This is a genomic window from Proteus mirabilis ATCC 29906 (assembly GCF_000160755.1).
GTDB lineage: Bacteria > Pseudomonadota > Gammaproteobacteria > Enterobacterales > Enterobacteriaceae > Proteus > Proteus mirabilis.
Window position 1 is genome coordinate 429202 of record NZ_GG668576.1, and the last position, 21497, is coordinate 450698.

Consider the following 21497-nt stretch of genomic DNA (forward strand, 5'->3'; position numbering starts at 1 on the left):
ACTAATTGCTGATATTATACATTAATATCAATTAAATAAAGGGCTTTGTCAGCAAAAGTTGACACTATTAGCATTTATTTTTACACAAAAGAGGTGATATTTTGATTATAAATGCTTTTTTAACGCTTTTAAAAAATTAAAACAGAAAAATGTTGAAGGTTGAATGATCTCTTTTAACTCATAAGCGATAAAATGCTTGATCCTTTCCAATAAAAACATAAGTTCTCTTCTTATAAATTTTTTGATTGTACAACAACCATGAGAAAAACAAAAAATGAGATAATCTAGTGCATATATCGCTGCTTTCTTTTTATTATTGTTTTTTACATACTCAAAGATCTGTGCCGTTTCTTTAATTGGTGATAATAGAGCTTGCTTTTGTTGTGCATATTTTATTTTATCAATTGCATCATCCAAAATAGGCGTTAAAAAGGCCAATTGACGGTTAATATGAGTAATATTCAAAGAAGAACCAATATAAAACTTGCGTCTTTGTTTTGAAAGTTTTTTTATTGTTTCAATCTTCATTTTTCTTTCCTCGTACTTTAGATATAAACTAATATAAAAACACTATTATATAAAATACTAACCAGCTAATAATTTAATATTAAACATCATCGCAGTTATACATTTATATTATGTTGACGCTATTTATCATACTAAAGTAAATAAGCTTTACTATCAAAAAAAGAAAAAAACGTTAGCTAAATGTTAAAAAAGAAACAAAAACAAATAAATACAATGAGTTAACCAAGCATCTTAAAGCTATTAATCTTTACTTATAACTATTTTTTTACCAATGTAATACCAACTAACTTTACAACAATAAAATGTATATTTTTTGATAGAAATAAATTATTTCCTTGCCCATACACACATCACTTTTATATACACTAACAATTAATTTAGCGATAAAAAAACCTCAACAATAATACTTATTGTTGAGGCTATTCAATTTATATTGAATTAAAGAATATATTGATAGGTAACTCACTCTTTCTTCTTATTACCTAATGTATTTTTTAATTGACCGATAAGCTCTTTTCTAAAGTCACTCAATTTAGGCTTATTATCAATCCAGGGTAATGGACGGCATAACTCCATTGCTTTAATTCCCAATCGGGCAGTTAATAATCCAGCGCCAATACCTTGAGCAGCACGCGTGGATAACCGAGCAGCCAAATCTTGTGAAAGCCAATCCATTCCCACTTCTCTCACTAATTCAGTCGCCCCAGCAAACGCAATATTGACGAGTACCAAGCGAAATAGCTTTAGTCGGCTATAGTAACCAAGTTCAATACCATATATTTGTGCAATACGATTAATTAACCGAATATTTCTCCAACCAATAAACGCCATATCCACCATTGCTAATGGACTTACTGCAATCATAAGGGTTGATTCCGCTGCAGAACGACTAATTTCAGCCCGTGCTTGCTTATCTAAAATCGGTTGTACTAATTGGCTATATAATTCTAAAATTTCTCTATCGTTATGCGTATCATGTAATGTACTTTGCCAACGAATATAAGCAGGATGTTGTGAATTAATACCTGCTTGTTTGGCTAAATCTTCACAAAAAGGGCGACCATTCCCTATTGCATGACTATAGAGTAATTCTCTCGCCTTATCACGCTCGTCAGCCCGTTGGCGTAAACGATAAATACGACGCCACTCAGTAATTACCGATCCCATACCCGCAATAACAATTAATCCTCCCGCACTGGCTGCACCTAAAGCAATCCAATCAGAATTTATCCATGATTGATAGATCCACTGTCCCGCTTGAGCAATAACACTAACACCTAAAATAGTACTCGCCACTGTTATTAAGCGTTTCCATAAACTTTTTCTAGGCTTTAGGGCCGATTGGATCTCACCTTCTAAACGCCCTTCATTTTCCTGTGCCTCTAATTGCGGATTGTAGGGAACAAATTGTTCATCTTGATTGAAATCAAGCCCTTTTTTTAAGCTGATTTCTTCGTTTTGTAAGGTTGATTGTTTAAAATCAATACGTGATTTTAATGGCTCATTCATTTTAGTTTATCCCCTAATAAAAACTCCAAGGCACTATCCATACGAATATGGGGAACGGCACTGTCTCTCGATATTTGTTGAGGCCGGAAAGATTCAAAACTAAATCCTTGCTTTTGCCAAAATGCCTTTTCAGGCAATCTCTTAGGAACTTCTCCTGGAAAATAAACGAGCGGCTGATTATCCGTTAGTCGGTATCCTTTTACGGCTGGGATTTTTTCACCATGATGATCGACAATGCCACTTTCTGTCGCAGCAATAGAAGCAAGCCCCATACAATCAATGCTTATTCCTTCAAAAATAGCATTCTGTTTCGCATCTTGAATAAGTTGCTGTAACAAAGAGACTAAATTTTCATGCTGATCTGGCGTGATATGGTCAGCCTTAGTGGCTGCAAATAGCAGTTTATCAATACAGGGGGAGAATAAACGTCTTAATAAGGTTCGTTTGCCATAATGAAAGCTGCGCATTAATTGTGTGAGCGCTTGTCTCATATCATTAAAAACATCCGCACCTTGATTTAGGGGTTGTAGGCAATCGACTAAGACAATTTGTCTGTCAAACCCTTGAAAATGGTCGCGATAAAATCCTTTTACAATATGTTGACCATAATATTCATAGCGCTTTTTTAACATACCAATATTCGTTTTTTTATCAGCATTTTTTAATTTAGCACTATCGTATTGCGTTAAGTCAGCCCAAGGGAAAAATTGTAAAACAGGTGCGCCGGATAATTCCCCCGGTAAAACAAAGCGTCCCGGTTGAATAAAATGTAGTCCCTGTTTTTTACAGGCTAATAAGTATTCAGTATAAGCTGCGGCGATCTCGGCTAACAGCGTTTCATCAGCAGGGGCAAAGGGATCGCATTTTTTTATTAACGACTGCCACTGTTGCACAGGTGCCGTTCGTTGTTGATTAACTCTATTCATCTGCTCAGACCATTCAAAATAGTCTTGCTCAAGCATAGGTAAATCAAGTAACCATTCACCGGGATAATCAACAATTTCTAAATAGAGCGATGAAGTCTCTTTTATAAAACGCGTTAAAGACTCATGAGAGCGATAGCGTAATTGCAAACGTATTTCACTGACACCCTTAGTGGGAACAGGCCAGCTAGGAGGCGTATGGTAAAGTGACTCCATAGCTTCATCATAAGTAAAGCGTGGAATACTTAAGTTATGTTGCGGTATACGTTTAACCCCTAATAACTGTTGGTTGCGTGCCGCAGAAAATAAAGGTAAACGCGCCCCACTATGTACATTGGTGAGTTGATTGACTAAAGAGGTAATAAAGGCTGTTTTACCACTGCGGCTTAACCCTGTAACAGCGAGGCGTAAATGCCTATCTACGCCTCGATTAATCAGTGCAGTTAGTTCATTTTGTAAGCGTTTCATGTTTCTCCCAAGACACGTGACGCGATAACTTATCTAGCCCCATTTTTATCATAGGCTCAGCTATCAATAGAACCAACCAACGTAACGGTTTATAACTCACACGTTTTAATATACCGCCGGTTATTGCGGCTGGCCCAAATAAAGTTAATAACATTAAAGCAAATGTTACCCCTTTTTTCGCCCATTTAGTGAGTTTATTTGTTTTAACGGTTGTCGGTATCAAAGTGGAATTCATCATTCCTCCTTAATAAGCAAATGGTTTATATCCAAATAAAGACGCTCCTAGTATTGGAGCGTCATATTAGATTAAGTGGCAAGAAAATTATAAATCTTGAAAGCGTTTATTGAGCTGATAAGTCGAAGAAGTAATATAACGTTCCATTTGTTGTAAACGTTTTTCACCTTTTGTTAATTGACTATCCACTTCTTTTAAAATAGCTTTTAAATCCTCTTGCTGTTCCTGATGTTGGTTATAATTATCAGGTGCAGGCTCCATAAAGAAACTTAAAACAAGATAAACAACAATGGTTAAGCCAAAAAAACCAGCAAAGAGTGCAATCACCGCAATAACCCTGACTAATAGCACAGGAATATTAAAATAATGGGCAAGCCCAGCACATACGCCACGGATCATGCCTTCTTGTGGCAAGCGATACAATGATTTGCTCTGCATCGTCATTATGATTGCCTCCAGTTAGGATGTTCTGCATCAAGAATATCTTCTAATGTCTTAATGCGTTCCTGCATTTGCTGAGCTTTATCCACCAGCGCGCTCAGTCGCTGCATTTCTTGTTGGGTTAACTGAACCTTCCCTCCCCCTTTTTGGCTGTTATAGTGCAACCATAACCAAATAGGAAGAATAAATAACACAAAAATTGTCAGTGGTATTCCCAGAAATATATAGCCCATTACATATCCTTTATAAGATGGTTATTACGCTTGCTGTTACTCTTTATTAGTATTGATTTTAGCTTTTAATGCCGCTAATTGCGCGCTAATTTCATCATCGGCTTTCAGTTCAGCAAACTGTTGTTCTAATGATTTTTCTTTACCTAATCCATAGCTTTGCGCTTCGCCTTCCATATGATCAATTCGACGCTCAAATTGTTCAAAACGCGCCATTGCCGCATCCATTTTACCGCTATCTAATTGACGACGAACTTGACGTGAAGAGTTTGCAGCTTGGTGGCGAACCACTAATGATTGCTGTTTAGCACGCGTTTCTGTCAGTTTATTTTCTAATTCACTGATTTCACCTTTGAGGCGATCTAATGTTTCATCAATGATAATTAGTTCGTGTTTTAAGGTATCGCACATTGAAGCAATACGTTGTTTTTCAATTAACGCCGCACGTGCTAAATCTTCTTTATCTTTAATCAGCGCGAGTTCCGCTTTATCTTGCCAATCTTTAATTTGTTTTTCTGCTTGCTCAATACGACGCTCTAAGCTTTTTTTCTCTGCTAGCGTGCGTGCAGAGGTTGTTCTGATCTCAACTAACATGTCTTCCATTTCTTGGATCATTAAGCGGATCATTTTTTCAGGATCTTCTGCTTTATCCAGCAAAGAAGCGATGTTGGCATTAATAATATCAGCAAAACGTGAAAATATACCCATGATGTTATCCTTAATAGCTATGATAAATAATAGCCTTGAGTGTTGATTAAATAGCGTTATTAACAATAACGCCCAGTTGCTATAGTTAATACAATTTGCGTGCCAACTTTTCAAAATAACTTAACACATTAATAAATAACATTTTATTTTTCCTCGCCTATTTTTTACACTACTGATAGACTGGTGAGAAATACCTCAATATGGTGATTTTAACCAATGCAAGAGAATTTAGAGACAATAATTGGTGTTGATAGTCATTTTATCGATGTTTTAGAACAAACCTCAGCCCTCGCTCAACTCAAAAAACCGGTGTTGATTATTGGTGAACGTGGTACTGGTAAAGAGCTTATCGCTCATCGATTACACTATTTATCACCTTGGTGGCAAGGACCATTTATTTCCATTAACTGTTCGGCATTAAACGATAATTTGCTTGATTCAGAGCTGTTTGGTCATGAAGCGGGGGCATTTACCGGAGCGAAAAACCGCCATCAAGGACGTTTTGAGCGTGCCGATGGCGGCTCTCTTTTTCTTGATGAGCTAGCCACTGCACCGATGCTGGTGCAAGAAAAGTTGCTACGCGTTATTGAGTATGGCCATTTAGAACGAGTGGGAGGTAGTCAATCGCTGCATGTCGATGTGCGCCTTATCTGTGCCACTAACGCAGATCTACCGGCAATGGCGGACGAGGGTAAATTTCGTGCTGATTTACTGGATAGATTGGCCTTTGACGTAATTCGCCTGCCCCCTTTAAGAGAGCGTAAAGCCGATATTATGCTACTGGCTGAAAACTTTGCGATTGCTATGTGCCAAGAGTTAGGGTTGCCCTTTTTCCCCGGTTTTAGTGACAATGCCCGCCAAATTCTTTTAGATTACCGTTGGCCGGGGAATATTCGCGAACTAAAAAATGTGGTTGAACGTTCTGTTTATCGCCATGGCACCAGTGAGCGTGAACTAGATAATATTATTATCGACCCTTTTGCGCGCTTTTCGTCTTCAACCATAGCTGAGCAACCTCAGTCTCAAAAGGAGATGATCTTTTCATTACCGCCATTACCGCTAGATTTACGCCAGTGGCAACATAGCACAGAAAAAAACTTACTAGAGCAAGCATTGAAAGAGAGTCGTTATAACCAGAAGATGGCGGCAGAAAAATTAGCATTGAGCTATGATCAATTACGCGGATTAATAAAAAAACATCACATAAAATTGTCGGTCTAGTTTTGTAAATAAGATGAGCAAAGACAGAATGAAATACAGACAAAAAAAAAGCCAGCACCCGAGCTGGCTAGTAAAATAATACTGGAAGCAATGTGAGCAATGTCGTGCCCTTGTGCGAAAAACCTCTATCGCCAAAGGACAATACGGATGATAATCTTTATCATTAGCGTTTGTAAAGCTTTTTATTGAGAATTTTTCTCAATTTGTTTTTTTTGACAATTTTGGGCTAGCCAGTTTTTTAAGTTACAATAGCCAAATCGTTTATCTAAAAGACATAATTATGCGCCCTATTTTACTTATTAGTACTATGCTACTGGCTTCAATAAGTATGACTTGTATGGCAGAGATAGCTACCAAAGCTACAGAGCTATCTGTCGCGCAAGAGCCTACAAACATTCATCAAAATGGCTTTGTCTATTGTGTTGATGGCAGTGTAAATACCTTTAATCCTCAACTTTCGAGCAGTGGATTAATTATTGATCCCCTAGCCGCGCAACTTTACGATCGTCTTTTAGATGTTGACCCTTATACCTATCGTTTGATCCCTGAAATTGCCGCACGTTGGGAGTCTCTCGATAATGGCGCAACTTATCGCTTTTATTTGCGTAAAAATGTGTCATTCCAGACAACACCTTGGTTTACGCCTACACGTAAACTCACCGCAGACGATGTTATCTTTAGTTTTGAGCGCATGTTTTCTGCCAATAATCCTTATAATCAAGTTAATGGTGGTAAATACCCCTATTTTGATAGTTTAAGTTTGGCGGATAATATCAAATCAATTAAAAAGTTAGGCAAATACACCGTTGAATTTAATCTAAAATCTCCTGATGCTTCTTTTTTATGGCATTTAGCAACCCATTATGCGCCTATCCTTTCAGAAGAATATGCCAGTAACCTTGAAAAATCGGGTAATCAATCGCAACTTGATTGGAAACCTGTAGGCTCAGGGCCTTTTTACCTTGATGAATTTCAGCCAGGCCAATTTGTTCGATTACTGAGAAATGAGCAATACTGGAAAGGTCAGCCCAAAATGCAACAAGTGGTTATAGACACGGGTGCAGGCGGTACTGGACGTATATCTAAACTCTTAACGGGAGAGTGTGATGTTTTGGCCTATCCTGCGGCAAGCCAATTAAAGGTCTTACGTGATGATCCTCGTTTACGCCTTACATTACGTTCAGGAATGAATATTGCTTATCTTGCGTTTAATACTAATAAGCCACCGTTTAACGATCTAAAAGTGCGTCAAGCCATCGCTTATGCGATTAATAATGAACGACTAATGGGATCTATTTATTACGGTACGGCTGAAACAGCCGCATCGGTTTTACCTCGTGCCTCTTGGGCTTATGATAATCGCGCTAAAATTACCGAATATAACCCTGAAAAATCGAAGCAAATATTAAAAGAGTTAGGACTTGAAGGACTTAAATTAAATCTTTGGGTCCCCAGTGCTCCGCAATCTTATAATCCCAGCCCGTTAAAAATGGCTGAGTTAATTCAAGCTGATTTAGCCCAAGTAGGTATTCAAATGAATATTCGGCCTATAGAAGGTCGCTATCAAGAAACCAGTTTGATGGATAGAACTCATGATATGACTTTATCAGGATGGTCAACGGACAGTAACGACCCCGATAGTTTTTTCCGCCCATTATTTAGTTGTGCGGCTATTAGTTCGCAAACCAATTTAAGTCATTGGTGCTCACCGGCATTTGATAATGTGCTACAACAGGCGCTTTATAGCCAACAACTGGCCTCTCGTATAGACTATTATCACCAAGCACAAGATATTTTAGCGCAAGAGCTACCGGTTTTACCATTGGCTAATTCTTTACGTATGCAGGCTTATCGTTATGATATTAAAGGACTTGTATTAAGTACATTTGGTAACGCTTCTTTTGCCGGTGTGTATCGCGAAGCAGAAGTTGATGAGGATAGTCACAACCAAGAGGCTACAACAAACCCATGATTATCTACTCGATACGTCGCTTACTGTTATTAATTGTGACGCTCTTTTTCTTGTCACTGGTGAGCTTTAGTCTCAGCTATTACACACCCAATGGACCGTTAAGTGGTGCTTCTTTATTTGATGCCTACTTTTTTTATACCCACAATATGTTCCATTTTGATTTTGGAATTTCTTCAATTAATGGCGAACCCATTAAAGCACAACTTATTGAAGCATTTCCTGCCACTATGGAGTTATGTGCATTGGCATTTATCTTTGCCCTGCTTATCGGCATTCCTGCAGGGATCATCGCGGGTGTATGGCGCAATAAACCTGCAGATACTTTTATTAGTCATCTCGCACTTTTGGGCTTTTCAGTTCCGGTCTTTGGTCTTGCATTATTACTGACGCTTTTCTTTTCATTAAAGCTAGGTTGGCTACCTGTTTCAGGCCGTATTGATTTACTGTATAACTTACAGCCTATAACGGGGATCGCAGTCGTTGATGCTTGGCTATCGGATTCGCCTTATCGTCAACAGATGATCATAAACGTTTTACAACATTTAATTCTACCCGTGACTACACTAGCTATTGCTCCTACTACGGAAGTCATTAGGTTGATGCGTAATAGTACAGAAGAGATCATGGTTGAGAATTATGTGAAAGCAGCGGCAACCCGTGGCTTATCGCGCTTTACTATTATTCGCCGTCATATTCTACATAATGCATTACCCCCTATTATTCCCAAATTAGGCTTACAGTTTTCTACCATGTTAACACTGACGATGGTGACCGAAATTGTTTTTAACTGGCCAGGATTAGGCCGTTGGCTAGTAACGGCCATTCGCCAACAAGACTATTCGGCTATTTCAGCCGGTGTTATGGTTGTTGGTTCAATGGTTATCATCGTCAATGTGTTATCAGATATTGTCGGTGCGATGAGTAATCCAATGAAACACAAGGTGGGATATGCCTTTAGATAGCCAGTTTTATAAAGAGAAAAAAACACCATCACCTGCCGCGGTGATTTGGCAATGTTTTTCTAAAGATATTCTCTCCATGGTGGGCTTTTATGGTGTTATCTTTCTGTTAATATTAAGTATTGTTGGTCCTTATATTGCGCCTTATGCACTCGACCAACAATTCTTCGGTCATCAATTAACACCGCCTTCTTGGTATCAAAACGGTAATGTCACCTTCTTTTTTGGTACTGATGATTTAGGGCGCGATGTCTTTAGCCGTATTTTAATTGGTACGAGTATGACCTTTGGTGGCGCTTTTATTGTCACCTTTGCGGCGACACTGATGGGGTTAATTATGGGTTGCCTTGCAGGAATGACCCATGGCCTAAAATCCGCAGTGTTAAATCATATTTTAGATACACTGTTATCCATTCCATCACTCTTATTAGCCATTATTGTGGTCGCTTTTGTGGGGGCAAGTTTAGAGCACGCCATGATAGCAATTTGGCTAGCACTACTCCCCCGCTTAGTGAGAATGATCTATTCAGCGGTAAATGATGAATTAAATAAAGAGTACGTTATTGCCTCACGTCTTGATGGTGCATCAAATATCTCTATTTTATGGTATACCGTATTGCCGAATATTACCCCAGTATTGGTTTCTGAATTAACTCGGGCTTTTTCTATCGCAATATTAGATATCACGGCATTAGGTTTTCTGAATTTAGGCGCTCAATTACCTTCACCTGAATGGGGGGCGATGCTCGGCGATTCCCTAGAGTTAATCTATGCTGCACCTTGGACAGTCCTTATCCCCGGAGCCACCATTATGATCAGTGTATTACTTGTCAATTTATTAGGGGATGGCTTACAACGTGCCATTAATGAGGGGGTGGAATAATGCCGTTATTAGACATACGCAACCTAACTATTGAGTTTATGACACCCGATGGCCCGGTAAAAGCGGTAGATCGCGTTTCCATTACCCTCAGTGAGGGAGAAGTAAGAGGTTTAGTCGGTGAATCAGGCTCCGGAAAAAGTTTGATCGCTAAGGCAATTTGTGGCGTGACTAAAGATAATATTAAAGTGACTGCGGATCGCTTTCGGTTCGATGATATTGATTTACTTAAATTATCACCAAGAGCACGTCGTCGGGTGATTGGTCATAATGTGTCGATGATTTTCCAAGAGCCTCAATCTTGTCTTGATCCGGCGACCAAAATTGAACACCAGCTTATTCAAGCAATCCCTGGTTGGACATTTAAAGGCCACTGGTGGCAACGTTTTCATTGGCGAAAACGCCGTGCAATTGAGTTACTTCATCGGGTTGGTATTAAAGATCATAAAGATATCATGCGCAGCTATCCTTATGAATTAACCGAGGGTGAATGCCAAAAAGTGATGATAGCCATTGCCATTGCTAACCAACCCCGTTTACTGATTGCCGATGAACCAACTAATGCGATGGAGCCGGCAACACAAACACAAATATTTCGTTTACTCACCCGTTTAAATCAAAATAATAATATGACTATTTTATTAATTAGTCATGATTTGCAGTGGATGAGTAAATTAGCCAGTAAAATTACGGTCATGTATTGTGGTCAGACCGTGGAAACCGCCATACCTGAAGAACTATTGGTTACCCCCTATCATCCTTATACACAAGCTCTTATCCGCTCTATTCCTGATTTTACTAACTCTTTGCCTCATAAAAGTCGTTTAAATACGCTACCCGGTGCGATCCCCTCTTTAGAGCACCTACCTGTTGGGTGCCGTTTAGGCCCTCGTTGTCCTTATGCACAACGTCAATGTATTGAAGCACCTCGATTACGTACATTTAAAAATCATGCGGTGGCTTGTCATTTCCCATTAAATGTGGAGACGACAGATGTTCGATAAATTACTTGAAGTCAAAAACTTATCAAAAACATTTCGTTACCGTACAGGATTATTCCATCGCCAGCAGTTGAAAGCGGTAAAACCGGTGAGTTTCACTCTTGAACCGAAGCAAACACTGGCGATTATTGGCGCTAATGGTTCAGGTAAATCAACATTAGCTAGAATGTTATCCGGCGTTACAGAGCCAACGGGTGGTGATATTTTTATAAACGGTCATCAATTAAGTTTTGGCGATTACTCTTATCGTAGTCAACGCATTCGGATGATATTTCAAGATCCCACAAACTCACTCAATCCACGTCAGCGTATTGGGCAAACATTAGACTTACCATTACGACTTAATACCGAACTTAGTGGCATAGAGCGAGAAAAACGCATTTATCAAACTTTGCGGCAAGTAGGACTATTACCAGAACATGCTAATTACTATCCACATATGTTTGCCTCAGGACAACGCCAGCGGATCGCCTTAGCTCGTGCACTTATTTTACAGCCACAGGTGATTATAGCGGATGAAGCTATTGCCTCTTTAGATATGTCTTTACGTTCACAAATTATTAATTTGATGTTAGAGCTACAAGAGACACATGAAATTGCCTATATCTATGTGACACAAAATTTAGGAATGACTAAGCATATTAGTGATAAAGTCATGGTGATGGATAATGGTGAAGTGGTCGAGCGTGGTAACACCGCTGAGGTATTAGCATCACCTTTACATGAAGTGACTCGTCGATTAGTGGCTAGTCATTTTGGGGAAGCACTTACGGCAGAAGCTTGGCGACAAGATTTACCTTAATATTAAACAGCATTAACATCATATTAATTGTTTATTATTTCACCCTTTTCCTTCAACTCCTCGGAGGTGCAAGGGAAATTAAACAAATTTACAAATGTCGTGGTAGAATCAGCCACGATTTATTAACAATAAGCGTGATAACCTAACAGATAAATAAAATTCTGCATGATGTTATTATCGCAATTTACGAACAAACAAGGATACAGCTATGGGCTTTATGACCGGCAAACGCATTCTGATTACTGGTGTTGCGAGCAAATTATCAATTGCTTATGGTATTGCCAAAGCCATGCATGATCAAGGCGCTGAACTGGCTTTTACTTATCAGAATGAAAAACTCAAACCTCGCGTTGAAGAGTTTGCAGCCTCATTAAATTCTAACATCGTATTAGAGTGTGATGTGTCAAAAGATGAAAGCATTGACGCAATGTATGCAGAGCTAGCAAAAGTTTGGCCTAAATATGATGGTTTTGTTCACTCTATCGGTTTCGCACCTGCTGACCAATTAGATGGCGACTATGTTAACGCTGTCACTCGTGAAGGCTTTAAAATTGCCCATGACATCAGTGCATATAGCTTTGTTGCAATGGCAAAAGCAAGCCGTGCAATGTTAAATCCAAACTCTGCATTATTAACGCTGACTTACCTCGGTGCTGAGCGTGCAATTCCTAACTATAATGTTATGGGGTTAGCTAAAGCTTCTCTAGAAGCAAACGTACGTTATATGGCAAATGCTATGGGTCCTGAAGGTATTCGTGTTAACGGTATCTCTGCAGGTCCAATTCGTACCTTAGCGGCATCTGGTATCAAAGATTTCCGTAAAATGTTGAGCCATTGCGAATCTGTCACCCCTCTACGTCGCACAGTCACTACTGAAGATGTGGGTAATACTGCAGCTTTCTTATGCTCTGACTTATCTGGCGGGATCACCGGTGAAATCATTCACGTAGACGGTGGTTTTAGCATTGCAGCAATGAATGAATTAGAGTTGAAATAATTTCCCTTTATTTCATTACATTCTTTCTGAAAACCTCGAAATTCTTCGAGGTTTTCTTTTTTCATGAATAAGTTGTACTGTTCACAGATTTACAAAAGCCTATTTTATTTGCCAGATTTGCGTTTGCTAAATTCTTATAACGCCTTATTATCTAATGTTAGTGAGGATATTTCTTATCTTCACGGGTATCACCACTCATTGATAGGGAGTTATTTAAGATGAAATTGTACTACACGCCGGGTAGTTGCTCGCTTTCTCCTCATATCGTTCTACGTGAAACGGGTCTCGACTTTTCTATTGAGCGCATTGATTTACGCACCAAAAAAACAGAGTCAGGGAAAGATTTTCTTGCCATCAACCCTAAAGGGCAAGTTCCGGTTCTTCAATTAGATAATGGTGATATTTTAACGGAGGGTGTTGCTATTGTGCAGTATCTTGCCGATCTGAAGCCAGATAGAAATCTTATTGCCCCACCAAAAGCATTAGAACGTTATCATCAAATTGAGTGGCTAAACTTTCTTGCCAGTGAAGTTCATAAAGGCTACAGCCCTCTATTTTCATCTGATACGCCTGAAAGTTATCTCCCTGTGGTAAAAAACAAACTAAAAAGTAAATTTGTTTATATTAATGATGTACTAAGCAAACAAAAATGTGTTTGTGGTGATCACTTTACTGTGGCGGATGCGTATCTGTTTACGTTAAGTCAATGGGCACCTCATGTGGCGCTAGATTTAACCGACTTAAGCCATTTACAAGACTATCTAACACGCATTGCACAACGTCCTAATGTGCATAGTGCACTAGTCACGGAAGGATTAATAAAAGAGTAAGATTGCTATAAAGGCGAGTCTCATTAATAAACATAAAAAGCGGAAATTAATGACTTCCGCTTTATATTAACAATATGATTAATCTAACTGCGTTGCACAGAAGTTATGGGTTGGGTGCACCATTTGATCTTGAGCGGCGACGAGTTGTAACTCGTACTCATTCATCTCTTTAGTTTTTAACATCACTTCATAAACAGCAGCAGCAACATGCTCTAATGCCGTTTTTAGCTCAACACCTTTTAGTAAATCCACCAGCATTAAACCACTGGTTAGATCCCCGACACCAACAGGCTGACGTTCACCAAAATCAACCAGCGGTCGGCTCACATGCCAACTGTGATCTGCAGTCACCAGTAACATTTCAAAGCGATCATGACGAAAGCCTGCTCGTGATAAATGTTTTACTAATACAATTTTAGGCCCTTGCTGGCATAATTGACGGGCCGCTTTTACACATTGGTCAACATTATGCAGCGTTGCTCCACCAGCTAATGTTTCAAGTTCTAATAAGTTGGGTGCAATAATATCACTGATGGGCAAGGCATCTTCACAAAGTACGCCAGAAACGTCTGGAGGCACAATACAACCTTTTTCAGGATGTCCCATAACCGGATCACAAAAGTACCATGCGTTAGGATTAGCTTGTTTGACTTTTTTTACAATATCAACAATGCGTCGGCCTTGCTCTGCCGAGCCAAGATAACCACTTAATACCGCATCACACTGTGCTAATTTACCAATAGCAGCGATACCATCAACGATCTCAGTGATATGCTCTGCCGACATCACACAACCCGTCCATTTTTCTGGATATTGTGTGTGGTTGGAAAATTGAACCGTATTTAAAGGCCAAACATTTACCCCCATACGGCGCATTGGAAATTCAGCAGCGCTATTACCTGCGTGACCAAAAACTACATGAGATTGAATAGAGAGTATATTTTTCATGACATAAACCGATTATTGTGAATACACACAACACCCAAGCTTTATTATCATAGGCGAGGTATACACATTTATTTATTGTTATCAAAAAAGGGCAACCTACTGTTGCCCTTTTGTTGTCAATTATTTCCAGATAACAAGGCAGTAATGTTTTTTACCGCGACGTAAAATGGAATAATGACCAAATAAGAAATCTTTTTCTTCAAAGACGTATTCAGGATTATCCTGTTTTTCGCCATTAATAGATACTGCGTTAGAGCCAATCATTGTACGAGCTTGACCACGAGAAGGAACTAATTCTGCATTGACCAGTGCTTGTTGTAAATCATTGCCTTTTTCTAACTCAATAGTTGGCATACCATCTTGCGCTAATTGTTCAAGATCAGCTTGCGTTAAATCTGCAATAGCTCCTGAAAATAGGCTATCGGTAATACGTTTAGCGGCAGTTAAACCTTCTTCACCATGAACTAAACGTGTAACTTGTTCTGCTAACACACGTTGGGCGCGAGGTGCTTGACCGCTGTTTTTATCTTCCTCTTCCAGTGCATTAATCTCCTCAATGCTCATAAAAGTGAAGAATTTTAAGAAGCGATACACATCCGCATCCGCGGTATTGATCCAGAATTGGTAGAATTTATATGGGCTCGTTTTCTTCGGATCTAACCAAACAGCACCACCTTCTGTTTTACCAAATTTAGTACCATCAGATTTGGTAATTAAAGGTACTGTCATACCAAATACTTGTTTTTGGTTGAAACGGCGAGTTAGATCAATACCCGAAGTAATGTTACCCCACTGATCTGAGCCACCAATTTGTAACTCGACACCGAGGTTTTTGTTTAATGACGCAAAGTCATAAGCTTGTAACAGATTATAAGCGAATTCAGTAAAAGAGATCCCCACATCGTCACGGTTTAAACGCTGTTTAACCGCTTCTTTGTTGATCATTTGGTTCACAGAGAAGTGTTTACCGATATCACGCAGGAAGGTTAGCACATCCATTTGACCAAACCAGTCATAGTTGTTTGCTAATTCCGCACTGTTTTCACCACGGTCGAAATCTAAGAAAGGTGACACTTGTTTACGAATTTTTTCTACCCACTCGTGAACAGTATCTTGGGTATTCAGTTTGCGCTCGGTGGCTTTAAAACTAGGATCACCAATAAGACCCGTTGCACCACCCACCAACGCCACAGGCTTATGCCCGGCTAGTTGGAATCGTTTTAAACACAGCAAAGGAACCAAATGCCCCAAGTGCAGGCTATCAGCGGTAGGATCGAAGCCACAATAGAGAGCGATAGGACCTTGCTCCAAACGCTCCACTAAAGCTGCCTCATCCGTGACCTGAGCGATAAGCCCACGCTCCTGCAATTGTGTGATTAGGTTCTTGCTAGACATCAATGACTCCATCGGTTTATTGTTTTTTGTCTATTTAAAATATAAGTGAAACACAAGTGGTATAGCATAAAGCGCCACTACATTAAGTACCAGTAGAAAAAGCCTTTTTGATACAAATTTATTAGCCCAATTAAGGTGCTAAACGTTCAATAGACCATCCTTCTGGTGATTTTTGATATATAAAGCGATCGTGTAGACGATTTTCTCTACCTTGCCAAAATTCAACAGAGTCAAAAGTGACTCGATATCCTCCCCAGAAACTGGGTAGAGGTACTTCTCCATGTTGAAATTTTTGTTTTAACTCCAAAAACTTACTTTCAAGCACCCCACGGGCAGAAATGCGAGAAGATTGTTTTGATGCCCAAGCTGCTATTTGGCTATCTTTAGGACGGCTATGGAAATATTTTACGACTTCAAATGCTGAAAGTTTCTCAGCTTTCCCTAAAAAACAGACTTGTCGCTCTAAAGGATACCAAGGGAAGAGTAAACTGACTCTTTGGTTATGTTCTAAATGACTCGCTTTACGGCTACCTAAGTTGGTATAAAAAACTAAACCTTTTTCATCAAAGTGCTTTAACAGCACAATACGTTGATAAGGTTGTCCATTTTCATCAACGGTTGCCACACACATGGCAGTAGGATCACTTAAGCGAGCTTCACAAGCTTGCTTAAGCCATTTTTCAAATAAAACTAATGGCTGTTCGGTTAATTCATGACGGCGTAATCCACCTTTCATATATTCACGTCGAAGATCAGCAACATCAATAAAATCCAGATCTGTCATTTTTCACTCTCTCTTTTGAGATACTGTGCTCAGCATATCACGCTTATCGAGGATTTGTAGGATAAATCGCCCCTAAAATTGTTTCTCGTGATGCCCCTGTAACAGAAGGTAAATTGCCGGGTTCATTTGCCATTGTTCGTGCGGCCAACCACGCAAAAGCTAATGCTTCCATATCATCGCCACTAAGACCATATTTGTCCGTTAACGAGACTTCTGTACCCGGTAATAAACTAGCAAGACGATGCATAATTTGACCGTTTTTTGCCCCGCCACCACACACCAATAAACGCTCACATCCACCATTGAGTTGTACTTGCTGTGCAATACTGATAGCGGTTAGCTCTACTAAAGTTGCCTGTACATCCTCTGGAAATACATTGGGTACTTTAGCCAAATGATAATGTAACCATTGGGTATTAAAATATTCTCGTCCCGTACTTTTTGGCGCTGAACGAGAAAAATAGGGATCTGCCAGCATTTCCTGTAATAATTGGGTATTCACATTTCCAGTTGCTGCCCATTGCCCATTATCATCATAAGCTGTCTGATTATGAACCCAGTTCCAACTGTCTAACAGCATATTGCCAGGGCCTGTGTCATATCCTTTCACTGCAACGCCAGGTAATAGCAACGAAATATTGGCAATACCACCAATATTTAACACAATGCGTTTTTCTGTAGGATGGCCTAATACTGCAAGATGAAATGCAGGAACCAATGGTGCACCTTGCCCACCATATGCCATATCACGACGACGAAAATCCCCGACAGTGGTTATTCCTGTCAAGGCAGCCACTCTATTGTTATCACCAATTTGCATGGTAAACGGGATATCACTTTCAGGCTCATGCCAAATTGTTTGACCATGACATCCTATCGCCGTGATATCAGCAGCACTTAATCGCGCTTTCGCTAATAATTCCATAATAGCTTTTGCATATAGCTCACCCAGTTGCGCATCTAATAAGCCTAACTCATGCAACGTCACAGGTTGGCCTTGGCAAACGGCTAAAATGCGTTGACGCAAGGTTTGAGGATAAGGTAAAAAATGGTTGGCTTGTTGAGCAACCAGTTTATTACTAATGGCGGCCAACACCACATCAACACCATCTAAACTTGTACCAGACATCACACCAATGTATCGCCCTGCTTTCATGCCCTTTTCCTTATAATCAAGATGATGCAACTTTTTAACATATAATGTTATATTCTTTTTTTCGGAAATCTCTTCAGTGTTTACTTGCGCTCTTTACTATATAGTAAGAGGTATACGATTAAAATCAGTGTCGACATATGCAAAAAATAAGCTATAACTGATATTAAATTAAATTGATATAATCTGAAAAATTATTATCAGATTTCCATTAGGAGTAATTATGTTTAAGCATTTACTTGTTGGTCTTTTTGCTGTGACAACGCTGGCTGGTTGTGTAAATACAAGCTCTTTATCAGGTGATACTTATACAGCAAGTCAAGCTAAACAAGCACAAAACGTAACTTATGGCACCATTGTTTCAGTACGTGCAGTAAACATTCAAGCCGGTAGTGATGAAAATGTTCTTGGTGCTATCGGTGGTGCCGTATTAGGTGGTTTATTAGGTAATACAATTGGTGGTGGTACAGGCCGTAACCTAGCAACCGCAGCGGGTGCTATTGCTGGTGGTATGGCTGGACAACAAGCACAAGGTGCTTTAAACACAACCAAGGGTGTGCAATTGGAAGTACGTTTAGATAGCGGTAAAACTGTGGTTGTCGTACAAAAAGCAGACAATACTGCCTATAGACAAGGTCAACGTGTTGCTGTGATTGGTAACGGCAATAATCTCACCGTTTCTCCACGCTAAGTTTATTACTTGAGGTGTGTGATAAGCAAAACAGGCAACCATTCTAGTTGCCTGTTTTATTAATAGAAATTATTTTACTTATAATAACCAGTTTTATAACTTATTAATTAATTCAAACATTGCATCATCTATCTTTAATTAATGATAAAAATCACTCGTCTTTTATCATCAATTATTAATTGATAACGCTTTTATTATAAGATCAACAATAGACTTCATAGATAAAATCATCTTATCTACCCTCTAGTAGAATTATAATAAATCCTTTGAAATTAAATAATAAATAGAATTATTACAAATAAAACCATTAGAAATAAAATTGCTGTAAATTAGCCCAATTTAATTAGTCATGTAATCTAATTATATTTTTCTCTAGCTTTTTAATAAGATAAATCAAGTTGTCTATTTCTTCCTTCTTTATACCACTTAATATTTCTTGACGTGTCTTCTCAATAACTGCATAAACTTCTGAAATAAAAGGTTCTGATTCTTTTGTTAACGTTATACGCTTTGCTCTGCGATCACTTGAACAAGTATGTCTACAAATCAGTTTTTTTTCTTCTAACTGATCGAGAGTTCTCACTAATGATGGTTGTTCAATACCAATTGCTTTAGCCAACTGGATTTGAGATTGTTCTGGAGGCAGTTGACTAATATTATACAACGTTACCCAATGAGTTTGAGTCAATTTTAATGGCTTGAGTCGGTGATCAATTAAGGCACGCCATAATCGAACTAAACGCGCTAAATCAGCTCCTAATGTTGATTCCACTTATCCCTCCTTAAATTCGCTTTTCTTTCAGCTTTTACAAAGTTTAGATATGTTCTTTAAAAACACTATTTTGTAAATTACATTATTTATTGATTGATGAGCCGACCTCTTTATCTTATTTTTATAATATTAGAATCCTATTTATTAGATAGGAAATTATTTTTAAGATCCAATTATGTATATTTATCGCCACGAATGAATCTCTATAAAGAATAACCTTGTTATAAAAACTAATCTATATTTTTTTACATAATAATCATTATTATTTCACAAGAAATGCCGAGAAAACAAAAAAACCTTACAATTCACGGAATTAAAAACCATTAACAAAACAAATATTTACAATGAATATTATTTACCTTAAAAATTAAATAAAATGAACTAACTAAATACAATCAATAAACTAATTAAATTATATTAAAACGTTAGTTTTATTTTAAAATTTAAAAATAAATAATAAATTTAAAATAAATCCAGCTGTTCATTCTCTTTTTCTGTTTCAGACACTGTTTTTTGTTGAGCTCTTAAATATCGTTGTCGACAAAGTCTCAATACATTTCGTTTTTCTTGTTGACTCATCGTTGACCAACTAAAGCGTTCTTGACGACTACGGTAACAACCAATGCAATACCCTTGTAAATTAGATTCACATCGACCAATGCAAGGGCTTGGGATATCGAAGAATTCTAATTGTTCTTGCATTGATTATTCTCCCCAATTATTTGTTACTATAGAGTATAGTAAAAAGAGATATTATCTGCCCATTTACTACAATACTGATGAGTAAAGCGTAAATTGAACTATAGGGCTGTAACGCGTTATAGTACAACACCATCAGTTTATACTGTCGGGTGTCATATTTAACAAACACGAGAGGTTTATATGCGAGTACTTCATACCATGATCCGTGTAGGCGATTTACAACGCTCTATCGATTTTTATACCAAAGTTTTAGGTATGCAACTTCTACGCACCAGTGAGAATGAGGAATATAAATACTCGTTGGCTTTTGTTGGCTATGGTGATGAAAGTAGCGGTGCTGTTATTGAATTAACCTATAACTGGGGTGTGACTAGCTACGAAATGGGGACTGCATTTGGCCATGTCGCATTAGGGGTTGATGATGTAGCTGCAACTTGTGAGGCTATCCGTCAAGCGGGGGGGAACGTTACCCGTGAAGCAGGCCCTGTTAAAGGTGGTACAACAATTATCGCCTTTGTAGAAGATCCTGATGGATATAAAATTGAATTAATCGAAAACAAAAGTGCCAGTCAAGCTCTGGGTAACTAAATATTAGTAAAACCAGAAAGGCATTGTATTGCTTTTCTGGTTCCTGATTATTATTAATTTCTGATGTGCTATTTTCATCGGATAAGTACAGTTTAATGCCTGATAAAATAAACCCTAATGAATTATGTAACCGCTTTCGAGGTTACTATCCAGTCGTTATTGATGTTGAAACGGGTGGATTTAATGCCAAAACAGATGGCTTACTTGAAATTGCTGCTATCACTTTAAAAATGGATGAGCAAGGTTGGTTAAAACCTGATAATACATTGCATTTTCATGTCGACCCCTTTGAGGGCGCAAATTTAGAGCCAGCGGCGTTAGAATTTACCGGAATTGATCCTACAAATCCTCTTCGTGGTGCTGTCAGCGAATATGAAGCGTTACACGCCATTTTTAAAATGGTACGTAAAGGAATGAAAGACGCCAACTGTAACCGTGCGATCATTGTGGCTCATAATGCTAATTTTGATCATAGCTTTGTTATGGCGGCAGCTGAGCGAGCAGGTTTAAAGCGTAACCCTTTCCACCCTTTTGCTACTTTTGATACTGCGGCTTTAAGTGGTTTAGTGCTAGGACAAACTATTTTAGCGAAAGCCTGTATTACTGCAGGTATCCCCTTTGATAGTAAACTCGCTCATGGGGCTTTATACGATACAAATCGTACATCATTACTGTTTTGTGAATTAGTTAACCGCTGGAAAAAATTAGGTGGTTGGCCACTACCAACGCCCTAATCAAACTTATCTATTTGGCTGTGCCA

General features: G+C 38.6%; 24 protein-coding genes. 11 read left to right on the forward strand and 13 right to left on the reverse strand.

All coding sequences use genetic code 11. From position 1 onward, the window contains the following. Window positions 1–105 precede the first annotated feature (105 nt). The 7 genes from HMPREF0693_RS01960 to pspA all read right to left on the reverse strand — a co-directional run bounded on the left by HMPREF0693_RS01960 (window position 106) and on the right by pspA (window position 5042). Window positions 106–528 carry a hypothetical protein gene (locus HMPREF0693_RS01960; RefSeq protein WP_004243094.1) on the reverse strand — a complete coding sequence of 141 codons (423 nt, stop codon included), beginning with the start codon at window positions 526–528 and terminating at the stop codon, window positions 106–108. 462 nt (window positions 529–990) lie between these two features. Beyond that, the gene (locus HMPREF0693_RS01965; RefSeq protein ID WP_004243095.1) at window positions 991–2037 is read right to left on the reverse strand and encodes a YcjF family protein; all 1047 of its coding nucleotides are present in this window, start codon (window positions 2035–2037) and stop codon (window positions 991–993) included. Beyond that, window positions 2034–3428: a YcjX family GTP-binding protein gene (locus tag HMPREF0693_RS01970; protein WP_004243096.1), complete on the reverse strand. Its 1395-nt coding sequence runs from the start codon at window positions 3426–3428 to the stop codon at window positions 2034–2036. Before HMPREF0693_RS01970 ends, HMPREF0693_RS01965 begins: the two co-directional genes overlap by 4 nt. After that, window positions 3409–3666, reverse strand: coding sequence for a phage shock protein PspD (gene pspD, locus HMPREF0693_RS01975; RefSeq protein WP_004243098.1), 258 nt, complete (start codon window positions 3664–3666; stop codon window positions 3409–3411). Before pspD ends, HMPREF0693_RS01970 begins: the two co-directional genes overlap by 20 nt. A gap of 84 nt (window positions 3667–3750) precedes the next feature. Further along, entirely contained in the window at window positions 3751–4107 is a 357-nt protein-coding gene (pspC, locus tag HMPREF0693_RS01980) for an envelope stress response membrane protein PspC (RefSeq protein ID WP_004243099.1), read from the reverse strand. Beyond that, entirely contained in the window at window positions 4107–4337 is a 231-nt protein-coding gene (gene pspB, locus HMPREF0693_RS01985) for an envelope stress response membrane protein PspB (RefSeq protein WP_004243100.1), read from the reverse strand. Before pspB ends, pspC begins: the two co-directional genes overlap by 1 nt. 36 nt (window positions 4338–4373) lie before the next feature. Further along, complete coding sequence (gene pspA, locus HMPREF0693_RS01990) at window positions 4374–5042, reverse strand: phage shock protein PspA (protein ID WP_004243102.1); 669 nt, start codon at window positions 5040–5042, stop codon at window positions 4374–4376. Between the two features lie 216 nt (window positions 5043–5258). Here pspA and pspF point away from each other — a divergent pair, with 216 nt between their 5' ends. The 8 genes from pspF (at window position 5259) to gstA (ending at window position 13704) form a co-directional block, all read left to right on the forward strand. Then, window positions 5259–6263 carry a phage shock protein operon transcriptional activator gene (pspF, locus tag HMPREF0693_RS01995; protein WP_004243104.1) on the forward strand — a complete coding sequence of 335 codons (1005 nt, stop codon included), beginning with the start codon at window positions 5259–5261 and terminating at the stop codon, window positions 6261–6263. A 280-nt stretch (window positions 6264–6543) separates the two neighbouring features. Further along, window positions 6544–8235: an ABC transporter substrate-binding protein SapA gene (gene sapA / locus HMPREF0693_RS02000; protein ID WP_004243105.1), complete on the forward strand. Its 1692-nt coding sequence runs from the start codon at window positions 6544–6546 to the stop codon at window positions 8233–8235. Continuing rightward, a complete protein-coding gene (gene sapB / locus HMPREF0693_RS02005; protein WP_017628082.1) occupies window positions 8232–9197 on the forward strand; it encodes a putrescine export ABC transporter permease SapB in 966 nt (321 codons plus the stop codon). The genes sapA and sapB overlap by 4 nt, the downstream gene beginning before the upstream one ends. Beyond that, window positions 9184–10077, forward strand: a complete 894-nt coding sequence (gene sapC, locus HMPREF0693_RS02010; RefSeq protein ID WP_004243108.1) for a putrescine export ABC transporter permease SapC — start codon at window positions 9184–9186, stop codon at window positions 10075–10077. The genes sapB and sapC overlap by 14 nt, the downstream gene beginning before the upstream one ends. Further along, entirely contained in the window at window positions 10077–11078 is a 1002-nt protein-coding gene (gene sapD / locus HMPREF0693_RS02015; RefSeq protein WP_004243109.1) for a putrescine export ABC transporter ATP-binding protein SapD, read from the forward strand. Before sapC ends, sapD begins: the two co-directional genes overlap by 1 nt. Continuing rightward, window positions 11068–11877, forward strand: coding sequence for a putrescine export ABC transporter ATP-binding protein SapF (sapF, locus tag HMPREF0693_RS02020; RefSeq protein ID WP_004243110.1), 810 nt, complete (start codon window positions 11068–11070; stop codon window positions 11875–11877). Before sapD ends, sapF begins: the two co-directional genes overlap by 11 nt. A gap of 208 nt (window positions 11878–12085) precedes the next feature. Next, complete coding sequence (gene fabI / locus HMPREF0693_RS02025) at window positions 12086–12874, forward strand: enoyl-ACP reductase FabI (protein WP_004243111.1); 789 nt, start codon at window positions 12086–12088, stop codon at window positions 12872–12874. A gap of 218 nt (window positions 12875–13092) precedes the next feature. Continuing rightward, entirely contained in the window at window positions 13093–13704 is a 612-nt protein-coding gene (gstA, locus tag HMPREF0693_RS02030) for a glutathione transferase GstA (RefSeq protein WP_004243113.1), read from the forward strand. Between the two features lie 78 nt (window positions 13705–13782). Here the strand turns inward: gstA and pdxY are convergent, their stop codons facing one another. From pdxY to anmK, 4 genes are all read right to left on the reverse strand, one after another. Further along, window positions 13783–14652, reverse strand: a complete 870-nt coding sequence (pdxY, locus tag HMPREF0693_RS02035; protein WP_004243115.1) for a pyridoxal kinase PdxY — start codon at window positions 14650–14652, stop codon at window positions 13783–13785. A gap of 120 nt (window positions 14653–14772) precedes the next feature. After that, window positions 14773–16047, reverse strand: coding sequence for a tyrosine--tRNA ligase (gene tyrS / locus HMPREF0693_RS02040; protein WP_004248155.1), 1275 nt, complete (start codon window positions 16045–16047; stop codon window positions 14773–14775). A gap of 130 nt (window positions 16048–16177) precedes the next feature. Further along, window positions 16178–16831 (reverse strand): pyridoxamine 5'-phosphate oxidase, encoded by a 654-nt coding sequence (gene pdxH / locus HMPREF0693_RS02045; RefSeq protein ID WP_004243118.1) that lies wholly within the window; start codon window positions 16829–16831, stop codon window positions 16178–16180. 43 nt (window positions 16832–16874) lie between these two features. Beyond that, on the reverse strand, window positions 16875–17987 hold the full coding sequence (gene anmK, locus HMPREF0693_RS02050) for an anhydro-N-acetylmuramic acid kinase (protein ID WP_004243120.1): 1113 nt from the start codon (window positions 17985–17987) through the stop codon (window positions 16875–16877). 220 nt (window positions 17988–18207) lie between these two features. Here anmK and HMPREF0693_RS02055 point away from each other — a divergent pair, with 220 nt between their 5' ends. Further along, window positions 18208–18675, forward strand: coding sequence for an outer membrane lipoprotein (locus HMPREF0693_RS02055; protein ID WP_004243121.1), 468 nt, complete (start codon window positions 18208–18210; stop codon window positions 18673–18675). 343 nt (window positions 18676–19018) lie between these two features. Here the strand turns inward: HMPREF0693_RS02055 and slyA are convergent, their stop codons facing one another. Together slyA and HMPREF0693_RS02065 are read right to left on the reverse strand one after the other, a co-directional pair. Beyond that, window positions 19019–19447 carry a transcriptional regulator SlyA gene (gene slyA / locus HMPREF0693_RS02060; protein ID WP_004243123.1) on the reverse strand — a complete coding sequence of 143 codons (429 nt, stop codon included), beginning with the start codon at window positions 19445–19447 and terminating at the stop codon, window positions 19019–19021. Between the two features lie 462 nt (window positions 19448–19909). Continuing rightward, window positions 19910–20149 (reverse strand): DUF1289 domain-containing protein, encoded by a 240-nt coding sequence (locus HMPREF0693_RS02065; protein WP_004243130.1) that lies wholly within the window; start codon window positions 20147–20149, stop codon window positions 19910–19912. 180 nt (window positions 20150–20329) lie between these two features. Here HMPREF0693_RS02065 and gloA point away from each other — a divergent pair, with 180 nt between their 5' ends. Together gloA and rnt are read left to right on the forward strand one after the other, a co-directional pair. Next, window positions 20330–20737 (forward strand): lactoylglutathione lyase, encoded by a 408-nt coding sequence (gene gloA, locus HMPREF0693_RS02070; protein ID WP_012367981.1) that lies wholly within the window; start codon window positions 20330–20332, stop codon window positions 20735–20737. A gap of 95 nt (window positions 20738–20832) precedes the next feature. Further along, window positions 20833–21471, forward strand: a complete 639-nt coding sequence (rnt, locus tag HMPREF0693_RS02075; RefSeq protein WP_004243132.1) for a ribonuclease T — start codon at window positions 20833–20835, stop codon at window positions 21469–21471. Window positions 21472–21497: the final 26 nt, after the last annotated feature.

Excerpts from the sequence above, each read along its gene's own strand:
- pspD (WP_004243098.1), bottom strand. The coding sequence starts at position 3,666 with ATGATGAATTCCACTTTGATACCGACAACCGTTAAAACAAATAAACTC.
- sapD (WP_004243109.1), top strand. The coding sequence starts at position 10,077 with ATGCCGTTATTAGACATACGCAACCTAACTATTGAGTTTATGACACCC.
- HMPREF0693_RS01960 (WP_004243094.1), bottom strand. The coding sequence starts at position 528 with ATGAAGATTGAAACAATAAAAAAACTTTCAAAACAAAGACGCAAGTTT.
- pspF (WP_004243104.1), top strand. The coding sequence starts at position 5,259 with ATGCAAGAGAATTTAGAGACAATAATTGGTGTTGATAGTCATTTTATC.
- pspC (WP_004243099.1), bottom strand. The coding sequence starts at position 4,107 with ATGACGATGCAGAGCAAATCATTGTATCGCTTGCCACAAGAAGGCATG.
- anmK (WP_004243120.1), bottom strand. The coding sequence starts at position 17,987 with ATGAAAGCAGGGCGATACATTGGTGTGATGTCTGGTACAAGTTTAGAT.
- sapA (WP_004243105.1), top strand. The coding sequence starts at position 6,544 with ATGCGCCCTATTTTACTTATTAGTACTATGCTACTGGCTTCAATAAGT.
- sapF (WP_004243110.1), top strand. The coding sequence starts at position 11,068 with ATGTTCGATAAATTACTTGAAGTCAAAAACTTATCAAAAACATTTCGT.
- pdxH (WP_004243118.1), bottom strand. The coding sequence starts at position 16,831 with ATGACAGATCTGGATTTTATTGATGTTGCTGATCTTCGACGTGAATAT.
- pspB (WP_004243100.1), bottom strand. The coding sequence starts at position 4,337 with ATGGGCTATATATTTCTGGGAATACCACTGACAATTTTTGTGTTATTT.
- pspA (WP_004243102.1), bottom strand. The coding sequence starts at position 5,042 with ATGGGTATATTTTCACGTTTTGCTGATATTATTAATGCCAACATCGCT.
- HMPREF0693_RS02065 (WP_004243130.1), bottom strand. The coding sequence starts at position 20,149 with ATGCAAGAACAATTAGAATTCTTCGATATCCCAAGCCCTTGCATTGGT.
- rnt (WP_004243132.1), top strand. The coding sequence starts at position 20,833 with ATGCCTGATAAAATAAACCCTAATGAATTATGTAACCGCTTTCGAGGT.
- tyrS (WP_004248155.1), bottom strand. The coding sequence starts at position 16,047 with ATGTCTAGCAAGAACCTAATCACACAATTGCAGGAGCGTGGGCTTATC.
- sapB (WP_017628082.1), top strand. The coding sequence starts at position 8,232 with ATGATTATCTACTCGATACGTCGCTTACTGTTATTAATTGTGACGCTC.
- pdxY (WP_004243115.1), bottom strand. The coding sequence starts at position 14,652 with ATGAAAAATATACTCTCTATTCAATCTCATGTAGTTTTTGGTCACGCA.
- sapC (WP_004243108.1), top strand. The coding sequence starts at position 9,184 with ATGCCTTTAGATAGCCAGTTTTATAAAGAGAAAAAAACACCATCACCT.
- HMPREF0693_RS02055 (WP_004243121.1), top strand. The coding sequence starts at position 18,208 with ATGTTTAAGCATTTACTTGTTGGTCTTTTTGCTGTGACAACGCTGGCT.
- HMPREF0693_RS01970 (WP_004243096.1), bottom strand. The coding sequence starts at position 3,428 with ATGAAACGCTTACAAAATGAACTAACTGCACTGATTAATCGAGGCGTA.
- fabI (WP_004243111.1), top strand. The coding sequence starts at position 12,086 with ATGGGCTTTATGACCGGCAAACGCATTCTGATTACTGGTGTTGCGAGC.
- gstA (WP_004243113.1), top strand. The coding sequence starts at position 13,093 with ATGAAATTGTACTACACGCCGGGTAGTTGCTCGCTTTCTCCTCATATC.
- gloA (WP_012367981.1), top strand. The coding sequence starts at position 20,330 with ATGCGAGTACTTCATACCATGATCCGTGTAGGCGATTTACAACGCTCT.
- HMPREF0693_RS01965 (WP_004243095.1), bottom strand. The coding sequence starts at position 2,037 with ATGAATGAGCCATTAAAATCACGTATTGATTTTAAACAATCAACCTTA.